The following is a 12,596-nucleotide window of genomic DNA, read 5'->3' on the forward strand; positions in this document are numbered from 1 at the left end:
CACTGAGCTATCAATAAGGAGCGCAGCTGCAATTCAATACAGGCTTGCGGGCCGCCAACGTTTCATCCAATCTTTGGACAACCGTAGAATACGGCGCGTTTTTCACCAAATCGGGATTCTCTTCCGCTTCCTTGGCAATTTGAATCATCGCTTCGATGAAGCCATCCAGCGTCTCCTTGCTCTCGGTTTCGGTCGGCTCTATCATGATGCATTCCTCGACATTAAGCGGAAAATAAATCGTTGGCGGGTGATATCCGAAATCGAGAAGCCGTTTGGCTATATCTAATGTGCGTACTCCGAGCTTTTTCTGGCGGTTGCCGGAAAGCACAAATTCATGCTTGCAAAATCGCTCATACGGAACATCGAAATACGGAGCGAGCTTCTTCAACATGTAGTTGGCATTAAGAACAGCGTTCTCCGACACCTGCCGCAAGCCCTCCCCGCCGTAACTCAATATATACACATAGGCGCGCAGCAGAATTCCGAAGTTGCCATAGTAGCTTTTCACTCGGCCGATGGAGTGAGGCCGCTCATAATCGAGGAAGAAGCTTCCGTCTTCCCGACATGCAACAATCGGCGCGGGCAAGAAAGGAATCAACTTCGCTTTCACGCCTACCGGTCCGGCTCCCGGCCCCCCGCCTCCATGAGGTGTGCTCATCGTCTTATGCAAGTTGAGATGAACGACGTCAAAACCCATATCACCGGGACGGGTAATCCCCATAATGGCATTGGCGTTAGCCCCGTCATAATATAACAGTCCTCCGGCCTCATGGACAATGCCGGCTATCTCCTCGATCCGTTCTTCGAATAAGCCTAGCGTATTCGGATTCGTCAGCATCAGGGCCGCGACGTCGGGACCGATCGCTTCCCGCAGCGCCTCCAGATCGACCAAGCCTCGCGAATCCGATGGAATCGTGACCGTTTCAAAACCGGCTACTGATGCGCTGGCGGGATTTGTCCCGTGGGCAGAATCAGGGACGATGACCTTGGTCCGTTGTTCCCCACGGCTTTCATGATAGGCACGGATCATCATTAGCCCGGTCCATTCTCCATGGGCGCCGGCCGCAGGCTGCAGAGTGATTTGGTCCATGCCGGTAGTTTCTCTCAGATCCTCCTGCAGACGATACAGCACTTCCAACGCTCCCTGTATCGATTCTTCCGGCTGGTAAGGATGAATTTTGGCAAAGCCGGTAAAACGGGCCACATCCTCGTTAATCTTCGGATTATACTTCATCGTGCAGGAGCCCAGTGGATAAAACCCGTTGTCTATTCCAAAATTCCGCCGGGACAGCTCAGTATAATGACGAATGACATCAACTTCATAGACCTCCGGCAGTTCAGCTTGCTTCTCCCGCAGCATCGATGCAGGCAGGAGAGTCGTCCATTCGACTTCCGGAACATCGCTAGGCGGCAAGGAATAGCCGATGCGTCCGGGCCTGCTTAATTCGAAAATGGTAGCTTTGTCATGCTTCTCACCGTTGCCGGTCATAGCCATCCCTCCAATGCAGATGCGAATAATTCTATCTCTTCCCGACTCCGCTGCTCGGTGACGGCGACCAGCATATGCCCGGCCAGTTCGGAATAATCCCGTCCCAGATCGAATCCGCCGATCATGCCGGAAGCCAGCAAGTGCCGGTTAAGCTCCCGGATATCGCTTCCTTCCGGCAGCTTGATTACGAATTCGTTAAAGAAAGGCGCGGAGAACGGCAATTCTATCCCCTTGATAGAGCTAAGGGCTTGCGCTGCAAAATTCGATTTTTGCAGGTTAAGGGCGGCAACCTCGCGGATGCCCTGTTTGCCCATCGTCGATAAGTAGACGGATGCGCATAAAGCTAGCAGCGCTTGGTTGGAGCAAATATTGCTCGTCGCTTTTTCCCTGCGAATATGCTGTTCCCGCGCCTGCAGCGTCAGGACGAAGCCTCTCTTGCCATGACGATCCACCGTCTGCCCGACTATCCGCCCGGGCATTCGCCTCATCCATGGAGTCGAGGCGGCAAAGTAGCCGCACGTAGGTCCTCCAAGAGCGGCGGGAATACCGAGCGGCTGGGCGTCTCCCACCACGAGATCGGCTCCCATCGCCCCCGGCGCCTCCAGCAGGCCGAGCGCCAGCGGATTGCTGCTTACGACAAGCAAGCCCTTCACCCGATGAATGAGCGGCTCGATAGCGCGGATATCCTCGACACAGCCGAAAAAGTTGGGCGATTGCACGAGAACGGCCGCCGTCTCTTCATCGATCAGGGAAGCCAGCTGCCGCACATCCGTTACTCCATTCGCATAGCCGGCTTCTACTACTTCGACATTCAATCCTTTGGCTGTTGTCCGCAATATTTGCCGGGCTTCGGGGTGGACCGTGCCGGAGACGATAAGGCGCTTGCGTTTGGTCGCTCCGACCGCGAGTGCGCCAGCCTCGGCCAAGGCAGTCGCCCCGTCGTACATCGAAGCATTGGCAACGGCCATACCGGTTAGCTCGCAGATGTAAGACTGGAATTCGAAGATCGCCTGCAGCTCCCCCTGGCTGATTTCCGGCTGGTACGGAGTATACGCCGTATAAAATTCCGATCGGGAAAGGACATGGTTGATCACGACTGGAATATGATGATCATAGATGCCCGCTCCCAGAAAACAGGCATACTGCTCAAAATCTGCGTTCTTGGCGGACAGCTTACGCATGAGGCGAAGCAATTCCGGCTCGCTTAACGCAGCAGAAACATTCAGCTTTCCTTTATGCCTGACACTGTCGGGGATATCGGCAAACAGTTCGTCCATGGAGGATATTCCGATGTCCGCCAGCATCTCTTTCCGATCCTGCCCGGTCAACGGCAAATAACGGTGCATCATCGCTTCAAGCTCCTTTTTTAATAAGAGTTAGATTACTGCTATGCTAAAGCCCCCTCCGACAGCAGCCACATCTGGCTTTCCGGCCCTATTCCGTAACTAAGAGGAGTGTGTCTCGTAAAGATGTATCAAGCCGTATCTAAGGAATGCCTCACTTTCCGGATCGTTTATAGAATGGAGTGGGAACGACCTTGGCCTTAAGTCTTTTTCCACGGATCTCCACCCAGATCTCCGTTCCGGATTGCGCATAGGAGCGGTCGATCAGGGCCAGACCGACATTCTTTTTCAAAGTGGGAGATTGAGTGCCGGTCGTCACTTCCCCAATCCGGTCATTGCCGGAGTAGATCGGATAAGTGCTTCTCGGAATTCCACGATCCACCATTTCGATCCCTACCAGCTTGCGGAGAGCTCCCGCCTTCTTTTGCTCCAGCAGAGCCTCACTACCGATGAATTCGCCCTTATCCGCTTTGACGAACATACCCAGCCCGGCTTCAATCGGAGTAATGTCGGCGGACAACTCCTGGCCGTAAAGCGGCAGCCTCGCTTCGAACCTGAGCGTGTCTCTTGCTCCCAATCCTGCCGGAACGAGCCCCTCTTCTTCGCCCAAGGTCAACAAACGCTCCCAAAGTAGGATCGCATCATCCCGGTGGACGTAAAGCTCGAAGCCGTCCTCTCCTGTATATCCGGTTCTGGACACAATGGCTGGAACTTCGGCGACCTTCACATCCTTCATGAAGTAAAACGGCTTCAATCCGGATACCGGGGCATCAATCGCCTTCTGCAAAATCCGTTCGGCCTGCGGACCTTGTAAAGCCAGCAGCGCCGTCTCTTCAGATACATCCTGATATTCGGTGTCCTCACCAATATGCTGATCTATCCACTCTATATCCTTCTCCACATTGGAGGCATTGATAACGAGCATAAATTCTTCTTCGTTAAACCGGTAGACGATCAGATCGTCGACTACTCCACCGTGCGGATAGCACATAAAGCTATATTGGACCTGGCCGTCTTCCAGCTTGGACACGTCGTTGGTGGTTAACCGTTGAAGGAATTCAATGGCCCCTGGACCGAGCACCTTCACTTCCCCCATGTGCGACACATCGAACAATCCAGCCTGCTGCCGGACGGCGTGATGCTCCGATTGAATTCCGGCATATTGCACAGGAAGCTCCCAGCCTCCAAAATCGATCACTTTGGCTCCGTACTTTTCATAAATCGGAAACAGCGGCGTTCTTTTCAGCATCCGACCCTTCCTCCTTGTCAGTTATCAAACAAAGAACTATTAAACACCCACTATCAGCATAGGCAACTGTATCGATTTTCATGATCTGCAGCCTTTTCGCCAAGGATAAACGCCTGCGTCGCACTTGATCTCTGATCAAGAAAGCCTGCATTTACCGTCGAAATTTACCGATAACGATTTTTGTGAATATTTCACAAAAAAACAGAGCGAAACAACACAGTTCTCCTGCGTTATTTCGCTCTGTCCTTTTACCTGAGAGTTGCCTCTAGCCTCCTGCTGCCGCTAAAGTTTCCCCTTGGGTGTCCTCGCAAAATGCGGGATCTCTCCAGAGTTGCGTCCGATACAGGTCCTTTTGCCTGAGAGATTCACCTTGCGGCTTACTCCTTCGGCGTTACCGTCTGACTCCGTCAGCGGCAATCTCTCCCTTGTATCCTCATTCGCCTATATGGATTGTATTATGATCGTACTCCAATTTATGTGCACCCGCTAATGAGCCATGCAGATTAATTCCCCATTCCGTGTGTTAAATGGGTATATATCCCATTATTTCACAACTTCTCTGTTTGTCAACCCTTTTCCAGCCTCCTTGACACCCGTTCTTTAAGTATAATAAGCTATTAGCGAATCCGTTAGACGCAGTTCGAATATGTGTAGAAGTGAGGGATTTGTCAATGAGCGAATTAAAATCCGGATTATTGTACAGTAAAGAACATGAGTGGGTACAGAAGCTTGATGGCAATAAGGTCCGAATCGGAATAACTGATTTTGCACAAAATCAGCTGGGCGACATCGTTTTCGTTGAGCTGCCGGCTGAAGGAGACGAAATTACTGCCGGGGACAGCACAGGCAGTGTCGAATCCGTCAAAACCGTATCGGACATTTATTCCCCCGTCACAGGCAAAGTAGTCAGCGTTAACCAAACATTGGACGACTCCCCGGAGCTCGTCAACACCGATCCTTACGGACAAGGCTGGATGTTTGAAGTGGAATTGGAGAGCGAAGAAGCTCTGGCCGGTCTATTGAGCGAGGAAGATTACCGCTCCTTTACAGACAGCGAGTAATAAGTCACACCGGGGAACTCTTGAGGATCGCCGCGGTGTCTGGTCCTCGCGCATCCGAAGCGGGGCCAAGCACGATGTATGAAAGCGAGTTTGTAACTGCGCAAGTTCACCCGCGATATATTCGCAACTAGCAAAACCGCCCAGTTCTCTGTGGCGGTTTTGCTAGGATCAGGCCCCATCAAATCCGGTCTGACCCCAACTGCCGGAGCCTTCCCCACTGAAGGATGAAGATCAATTCTATCAGGTGAAAGCTTTACTAAAGCGTCGTGCCGCAACTTGACGAAGCAAGGAATAGAGTAACCAACCCGCAAAAGCACCGCTTCCGTAGTAAATGATGTCGTTAATATTAAAAGCAATAGAAAAACCCGCCTATAGCCGGTTTGTATCCGTCCAAGCGGGTTGTATAAATTATTAATGCCATTAACCATTCTAGAAGCTATGGTTAGAAAACTCCGGATTTTGTCGGAAGCATTCTTCCATGACAGCAATTTGCTGACGGACTTGCTCAGGGGTAATATCCAGCGGCTCTCCGTTAGCTAGTGTATTATAGAGCATTGTATAGAATTTCATACCCATTTGGTCGAAGAAGCTCCCGCCATCTTCAGAGATGCTCCAGCTCTCTTCATACCATTTCAGTTCTTCCCCACAGTAGGCAGGAGTACCATCGGCCTTGCTCAGCGGCTCGCTTACCACGCTCTGGTCGGGCGCTTCTTCGGGCTTGAAATATTTCCAATCCAGACGCTGGATCGACCCTTTAATCCCGCCGAGCGTTCCTTGTACATTATAGGTCCCTTCCGGGTAAATACAACAGGACGATATTTCGACGTCGATATTCGGGCGTCCATTGCCGTGCAGAATTAGCTTAACATAATCCTCCGCGTCTCCGAACGAAACGGCCCGATCCATGATACAGGTCACTTTCGGCATAATATCGGTGCCGTATAATTGAAGAGCTTGGTCTACAGGATGAGGACCGGTATTCAGCAGGTTCCCCCCGTTTTTCTCTTGCAGCGTCTGCCAATCCCATCTTCTGGCAAACCCGTTATAGGAAATATTCACTTGAACAACCCGGCCGATAACGCCCGAGTCGATAATTTTGCGAATTTGCTCAAAGGCTGGAGAGTAGCGGGATTGCTGATAGATCGCCAGCACTTTTCCTGATTTCTTGGAGGCTTCAATTAATTGGTCCACATCGGCGACTCTTCTGGCCAATGGTTTTTCACAGAGGACGTTGAATCCGTTGTTAAGACATTCCAAAGAGACGGGTACGTGAAGCTGGCTGGGTGTCGCGTTGACGATTAGATCCAGATCGTCCCGTTGGAACAGATCTCGGTAATCGGCGTAAGCGTCACAATGGAGCTCGGTCTCCGCCCTTGTTCTACGTTCTTCCAGCGGATCGGACACCGCGACAATCTCAAATAATTCCGGCAGCTTCTGAATTATGTAGCCGTGAATATCGCGACCGCTTCTGCCTTGACCGATAATCCCTACCTTTAATCGTTTCATTAGGTGCAACCTTCCTTTTCTGGATTGGATATTTACCTATGTTCTACCATATCAACGGAAGATCAGATTGACAAGTCCTTTCTTACAGGGAGACAAATCTATTTTTAAACGTACTATAGATAAAGCCGTCTAGCCCCTCTAATATTGGCAATCATAGACGGACTCGGCCTGCTCCTCCCGATAACGGGTTGGAGAGCTGCCGAACCATTTTTTAAATTGCTTGGAAAAATAAAGCGCATCCGGAAAGCCGACACTGGAAGCCACCTGTTCGATGGTCAGCGGCTCCCGCAGCAAAATCCGGGCACGCTCCATACGAATTTTGAGCAAAAATTGCATAGGGGACATTCCTGTATGCTGCTTGAAAATTTTAGATAAATAGGAGCGGTGGTAGCCCAGCGTATGCGCCATCTGCTCTATCGAAATCGGCTGAGGATATTGCAGATTCAACCAGCGAACCGCCTGCTCCACCTGAAGCTGTCCCGGGTCCGCACTGGAAGAGCGGGAAGGCAGCACCTTCAGTTGTTTACCATATTCCGCAAGAACAAGACGAAAATAAGCTCCCGCCTGTAAGTCGCAGAATGGCTGACCTTCCTTAAGGACTCGGGCTATTTTATGAAATAGAACAGTAATTTTACGGTTGCCTGTCGTGCTTACCGTTGGCTGATGTGGAGTGATTTGAAGCTCTGCCAACAATTCATCCGCCCGGCTTCCCTTGAATCCGATCCATAGATATTGCCAAGGCTCCTGCTCGTCCGATTCGTAGCTGGACAGCTCCGATGGAAAGATAAAGAAGTGCCCGCCCTCGGTAATTTCGTAATCCCTCCCCCGGCAGCGAAAGGTGCCTTTGCCGGAAATGACATAGTGGACGAGATGATAGTCGAGTAATTGCGGACCTACCTTGTGCCTTGCCGGAGTTTGCGCATAGCCGGAAAATAATACAACCAGTTCCCCTGTTCCCGGGTATGGATTCAAGGAAACCGTATGAGTGGGTGTGCCCATTTCGCATCTCTCCCTTTCTTTGGCTTTCTGCTTTCATTGTCTCTTATCGGGGGTATCCGGGATCTATCTTATGGTCTATCTTCCTTTGTATCTAAGTCTGTATGTATACCATCTGGCTGCTGCCAATTGCGAAGGAAGAGCGCGGCTTTTCTATCTGTCTGACACTCAGTTCTCCTTCATTGTCACGCAGAATTCTGCTCAGGTGCCGCCGGACTTCTATTTACAAGGTAATGCAACTTGCCGTTCTTTTCAAGACTAATCAGAGCAAATAAACAACATTTCTCCATATGAAAGTGGTATGATTCCATATGCAAGCTTCCTCCCAGACCGTATAGTTTATGGTAACGCATCACTTTACTATTAAGGGAGGAACAACAACATGTCCAAAATTACTTTTCTCGGAGCTGGAAGCACCGTCTTTGCCAAAAATGTTCTGGGCGACTGCATGCTGACCGAATCGCTTCAACAGTTTGAGCTTGCTTTATTCGATATCGACCCTGAGCGATTGAAGGATTCCGAAAATATGCTCAACAATTTAAAACAATCGACGGGAAGCGGTTGTCGGATTACTGCCTACTCTGACCGCAAGGAAGCATTGCGAGGCGCCAAATACGTTGTCAATGCCATTCAAGTGGGAGGATACGATCCTTGTACGATTACGGATTTTGAAATCCCCAAAAAATACGGCTTACGTCAAACGATTGGAGACACCATCGGCATCGGCGGTATTTTCCGCAACCTCCGGACGATTCCAGTTATGCTGGACTTTGCCCAGGACATTCAAGAAGTCTGCCCTGACGCCTGGTTCCTGAATTATACGAACCCGATGGCTGTATTGACGAATGTTATGAATACCCACGGCGGTGTCAAAACAGTAGGCTTGTGCCACAGCGTTCAGGCCTGCATGCCCCATCTGTTTAAACAATTGGAAATGGACGCCACCGGAGTTCAGACCAAAATTGCCGGCATTAACCATATGGCCTGGCTGCTGGAGTGCACCAAAGACGGAATCGACCTGTACCCGGAAATCAAACGGAGAGCGAAGGAAAAGCAGCAAGAAAAACATCACGACATGGTCCGGTTTGAACTCATGTTCCGCTTCGGATATTATGTTACGGAATCGTCCGAGCATAATGCGGAATATCATCCGTACTTCATCAAAAGAAATTATCCCGAGCTGATTGACCGCTTCAATATTCCGCTGGATGAATATCCGCGGCGCTGCGTTAACCAAATCCAGAGATGGCAAACGATGCGGGAAGAATTGGTTAACAATCGCAACCTGGAGCATCACCGCTCCAACGAGTATGCCTCTTACATATTTGAGGCGATGGAAACCAACCGCCCGTTCAAAATTGGCGGCAACGTGATGAACACCGGACTCATCACCAATCTTCCTCAAGAAGCGTGTGTGGAAGTTCCCTGCCTGGTCGATTCAACCGGGGTGACACCGACCTATGTGGGAGATTTGCCTCCACAATTGGCGGCACTTAATCGGACCAACATCAATACGCAGTTGTTGACGATCGAAGCGGCCATAACCCGCAAGAAAGAACATATCTATCATGCTGCTCTATTAGATCCACATACATCAGCCGAGCTATCGATCGATGATATTGTGGCTCTGTGTGACGATCTAATTGAGGCTCACGGTGACTGGCTCCCTAAATTTCACTAATTTTTTGACTAAATAGAAAAAAAGACAGCCTCCGACTTTGGCCGGAGGCTGTTTCTATTGGATAGTATCTAATCATTGTAACTTTCTATGAAATAAACCGGCTGCTGCAACTTATACAGCTTAGCAAATTAGTCCAGAATATAAACGGTTACATCCTGAATGCCAAATCGATTAACTTCGGAACGGCTGCCGGGCATGAATATGTCAATTCGATTGCCTTTAATGGCCCCGCCCTGGTCTGTCGCTTTGCCTACCATTCCTCCTACAGGCAGGCCTGCGCTATTATATCCGGTAATATAAACGGTAGAATTCATCGGAATCACCGACGGATCTACAGCGATCGTCCCCAATTGCAGCGGGTTGCCGTAATAATCGACCGGTCCCCACCCATTCTCTTCGTGAGAAGCGGAGTACGCAGTAGCTTTCGCATTAATCACTTTGCTATAAGTATAGGATTCCCCCGAAGCAGTCGTAATGGTGGAGGCATCGCTGGCAGGAGCCGGGATTACGGTCGGCTGGGACTCCGCCATTAAAGCCGTCATGCGATTATTCGTAAATCCTTCCGGAAGCGCAAGCACGATTCCCGGGTATAGATTGAGCGGATCATACTGGGGATTAGCCGCCATTAACAGATCCAGAGGAATATTTAATTGTTGTGAAATCTTCCAGAAGGAATCTCCCTGCTGCACCGCATAGGAATTCGCGCCGGATACCGGAAGATTAACCGTTTGCCCGGCTTGCAGATTGTACATATCCAAATTCATATTCGCATTTATAATAGATTCCAATGAGATTTGGTGCTTTTGAGAGATCGTCCATAAAGTATCGTCATCCTGCACCTGATAGGTCGCGGCAAAAGCCGGAGAAGCCAAGCTGGCAAGCGATACACCTAACGTTAGCGTCAACGCAGTTTTTCTCACAAACCGTTTCATGCTGCACTCCTTTTCACTGCCTGCGGAGTTAGTTGTCGGATTCGGAATAAAGGATACATCCCTACGCCCAAAAAAGCGATTCACCCCAGTGCCGCGCAAGCCCATAGGCGGCACAACGGATCCCCCGCACTTCAAGTTAAATTTTATTGAAGTTTCGGCGGTTAAAGTCTAGCATAAAACAGCGGCCCTTTGAATGAGTAAAATATGGAAGGAGCGATCCGTTAATCAGAGATGCCCCCATTTTACGGACAAGTGAAAAGAATGTGAAGAAGACCGGCGGAACCTGCTTTGGCGGAAACTCCCATCCCGTTTTCCATCTTTTGGCCGTTTTAGTTTCCTGCATTCTCCTTTATAGTTAAATTAGAGCATTCTAAGAGAAAACCTCTATCGGAGTATTTAGAGGAAGAGCCGACAAGATCAGCGAAATGGCTTCAATTAGAGGCTTTTTATCGCCTAATAGAATTATTCAGGAAGTAGAAAGTTATAGAATGCTATGGCGGTTTTAATATTGGAGATCTCACAAAAAGGAGAGTCATCGGTTGTCCAGCATCTTTAGAAAAACGATCCTTACCGCAGCCATTGCCGCATCTCTGCTTTCCAGCTCCGTTCAGGCGGAAGCCGGGAAATATAATATGTCCTATTTATTCCACGGTTCACCCGGAAAATATATCGATCACGTGGATAAAGCCAAAGGCTCGCTTGATGTCGTTTCCCCCTCCTACTTCAAGCTCAACATAGACGGCACTTTGCAGCTTTCCCCTTCCCTCGACCCAACCTTTATTAGGGAAATGCATAGCCGCAATATCCGCGTCGTTCCGTACTTAAGCAATGATTGGGACCGGGAGCTCGGCATTCAGGCTCTGATGAATACGGAGCAATTGGCTGAGCAAATGGCCGAAGCCGTACATACCTATCAACTGGATGGAGTAAATATCGATTTAGAGAATATACCAACGCCATACCGCGATAACTTGACCTCTCTAGTTCAACGCCTTCGCAGCCTGCTCCCGGAGGATAAAGAGGTTTCCGTAGCAGTAGCCGCTAATCCGGAAGGAAGTGAGCAAGGCTGGATCGGATTGTATGATTACAAGGCGCTTGCCGAACATAGCGATCATTTAATGATTATGGCCTATGACGAGCACTATGAAGGAGATCTCGCCCCCGGATCGGTGGCCAGCCTGCCTTTCCTAGAGCAATCCATCCGCTACGCCCTCACCCAGGCGCCTGCGGACAAAATTGTTCTCGGCTTCCCTTTCTACGGTCGGATGTGGAACCTGAATGGAGCCCTGTTGGGTATTCCCGTGCAAAACCGGATGGTGGATGACCTTGTCCGAACCTACCACGGAACCGTGCAAGTGGATTCGCCAAGCGGATCTGCCCGGGTTACTTTTACCGTCCGGCCTTCCGATCCAGCCTTAACCGTGAACGGAAGGAAGCTCACTCCTGGCAATTACGAGCTGTGGTACGAAAACGATACGACGCTAATGAACAAGCTTGAATTGGTGGAGAAATACGGATTGAAGGGAGCCGGAAGCTGGAGCTTGGCTCAAGAGGATTCGAGAACTTGGGATTTCTTCCGTCTCTGGTTGAACGGAGCGGCTTATCCTGACAGTATCGGCCACTGGGCACATAATGAAATTGCCGAAGCTTTCAGCCGCGGCTGGATGGATGGAATGACGGAGACGACCTTCTCGCCCGATGGAACATTAACGAGAGCCCAGGCTGTCACAGTCTTGTCCCGCATCGCAGAACGGACTATGGCGGCAGCGTCGGCAGGCGAGCCGATCCCAGGCGTGACCGGCGCTCCTCTGCCGGGTATCTCGCCAAACCCTATGGATGACCGGAGCTCGAACCAGATGCTTAATCTTCTTGGGCGTCAAGCTTTCTCTGACGTTCCGAGCGATCATTGGGCTGCCGAGGCGATTGCCTGGGGCTATGCCACCGGTGTCATCGACGGCATCGAGCCCGGCCGATTCGCGCCGGACGAGCCGCTGACCCGGGAGCAAATGGCCGCCATCCTTGCTCGCTGGCTGGATTTCCCCTCGGCCGGGAGCGGCGGCAATGCCTCCTTCTTCAGCGATGTAGCGTTCGATCGCTGGTCCTATTCCGCGATTCGGACTTTGTCCTTGAACGGAATCATAGATGGCTTTGCCGACCGGACCTTCCGTCCGTCCGAGCCGGTCACGCGAGCGCAAATGGCCGTGCTGATGAACCGTCTTTTTGTTTCTTCTGAATAAACGAACCAAGAATGAACGCCTCCGGCGTCCTTGATCTCTGATCAAGAAAGCCTGCTTTTACCGGCGAAATTTACCGATAGCGAATTTGATAAATTCTCTAAT

The 12,596-nt window shown here is 50.5% G+C and carries 9 protein-coding genes and 3 riboswitches; of the genes, 3 read left to right on the plus strand and 6 right to left on the minus strand.

From position 1 onward, the window contains the following. Positions 1-10: 10 nt before the first annotated feature. From gcvPB to gcvT, 3 genes are all read right to left on the minus strand, one after another. A complete protein-coding gene (gene gcvPB / locus KJS69_RS06915; protein ID WP_213582914.1) occupies positions 11-1,489 on the minus strand; it encodes an aminomethyl-transferring glycine dehydrogenase subunit GcvPB in 1,479 nt (492 codons plus the stop codon). Continuing rightward, positions 1,486-2,838, minus strand: a complete 1,353-nt coding sequence (gene gcvPA, locus KJS69_RS06920; protein WP_213582916.1) for an aminomethyl-transferring glycine dehydrogenase subunit GcvPA — start codon at positions 2,836-2,838, stop codon at positions 1,486-1,488. The genes gcvPB and gcvPA overlap by 4 nt, the downstream gene beginning before the upstream one ends. 148 nt (positions 2,839-2,986) lie before the next feature. After that, positions 2,987-4,081 carry a glycine cleavage system aminomethyltransferase GcvT gene (gcvT, locus tag KJS69_RS06925; protein ID WP_213582917.1) on the minus strand — a complete coding sequence of 365 codons (1,095 nt, stop codon included), beginning with the start codon at positions 4,079-4,081 and terminating at the stop codon, positions 2,987-2,989. A gap of 238 nt (positions 4,082-4,319) precedes the next feature. Continuing rightward, positions 4,320-4,412, minus strand: a riboswitch (glycine riboswitch). A 4-nt stretch (positions 4,413-4,416) separates the two neighbouring features. After that, a riboswitch (glycine riboswitch) is annotated at positions 4,417-4,517 on the minus strand. A gap of 235 nt (positions 4,518-4,752) precedes the next feature. On the opposite strand from gcvT, the gene gcvH reads away from it, so the two are divergent. Beyond that, on the plus strand, positions 4,753-5,142 hold the full coding sequence (gcvH, locus tag KJS69_RS06930) for a glycine cleavage system protein GcvH (RefSeq protein ID WP_213582919.1): 390 nt from the start codon (positions 4,753-4,755) through the stop codon (positions 5,140-5,142). Positions 5,143-5,571: 429 nt separating this feature from the next. Here the strand turns inward: gcvH and KJS69_RS06935 are convergent, their stop codons facing one another. Next, complete coding sequence (locus KJS69_RS06935) at positions 5,572-6,648, minus strand: Gfo/Idh/MocA family protein (protein WP_213582921.1); 1,077 nt, start codon at positions 6,646-6,648, stop codon at positions 5,572-5,574. 138 nt (positions 6,649-6,786) lie between these two features. Next, complete coding sequence (locus KJS69_RS06940) at positions 6,787-7,647, minus strand: AraC family transcriptional regulator (RefSeq protein ID WP_213582923.1); 861 nt, start codon at positions 7,645-7,647, stop codon at positions 6,787-6,789. 379 nt (positions 7,648-8,026) lie between these two features. Here KJS69_RS06940 and melA point away from each other — a divergent pair, with 379 nt between their 5' ends. Next, positions 8,027-9,325, plus strand: coding sequence for an alpha-glucosidase/alpha-galactosidase (melA, locus tag KJS69_RS06945; RefSeq protein ID WP_213582925.1), 1,299 nt, complete (start codon positions 8,027-8,029; stop codon positions 9,323-9,325). A 128-nt stretch (positions 9,326-9,453) separates the two neighbouring features. On the opposite strand, the gene KJS69_RS06950 is transcribed toward melA, so the two are convergent. Then, the gene (locus KJS69_RS06950; protein WP_213582927.1) at positions 9,454-10,257 is read right to left on the minus strand and encodes a LysM peptidoglycan-binding domain-containing protein; all 804 of its coding nucleotides are present in this window, start codon (positions 10,255-10,257) and stop codon (positions 9,454-9,456) included. A gap of 2 nt (positions 10,258-10,259) precedes the next feature. Further along, a riboswitch (cyclic di-AMP (ydaO/yuaA leader) is annotated at positions 10,260-10,427 on the minus strand. Between the two features lie 369 nt (positions 10,428-10,796). Here KJS69_RS06950 and KJS69_RS06955 point away from each other — a divergent pair. Then, positions 10,797-12,494: an S-layer homology domain-containing protein gene (locus KJS69_RS06955; protein ID WP_213582929.1), complete on the plus strand. Its 1,698-nt coding sequence runs from the start codon at positions 10,797-10,799 to the stop codon at positions 12,492-12,494. Positions 12,495-12,596: the final 102 nt, after the last annotated feature.

The organism is Paenibacillus sp. J2TS4, from assembly GCF_018403245.1.
Taxonomy (GTDB): Bacteria; Bacillota; Bacilli; order Paenibacillales; family NBRC-103111; genus Paenibacillus_L.

Excerpts from the sequence above, each read along its gene's own strand:
- gcvPB (WP_213582914.1), bottom strand. The coding sequence starts at position 1,489 with ATGACCGGCAACGGTGAGAAGCATGACAAAGCTACCATTTTCGAATTA.
- gcvPA (WP_213582916.1), bottom strand. The coding sequence starts at position 2,838 with ATGATGCACCGTTATTTGCCGTTGACCGGGCAGGATCGGAAAGAGATG.
- gcvT (WP_213582917.1), bottom strand. The coding sequence starts at position 4,081 with ATGCTGAAAAGAACGCCGCTGTTTCCGATTTATGAAAAGTACGGAGCC.
- gcvH (WP_213582919.1), top strand. The coding sequence starts at position 4,753 with ATGAGCGAATTAAAATCCGGATTATTGTACAGTAAAGAACATGAGTGG.
- KJS69_RS06935 (WP_213582921.1), bottom strand. The coding sequence starts at position 6,648 with ATGAAACGATTAAAGGTAGGGATTATCGGTCAAGGCAGAAGCGGTCGC.
- KJS69_RS06940 (WP_213582923.1), bottom strand. The coding sequence starts at position 7,647 with ATGGGCACACCCACTCATACGGTTTCCTTGAATCCATACCCGGGAACA.
- melA (WP_213582925.1), top strand. The coding sequence starts at position 8,027 with ATGTCCAAAATTACTTTTCTCGGAGCTGGAAGCACCGTCTTTGCCAAA.
- KJS69_RS06950 (WP_213582927.1), bottom strand. The coding sequence starts at position 10,257 with ATGAAACGGTTTGTGAGAAAAACTGCGTTGACGCTAACGTTAGGTGTA.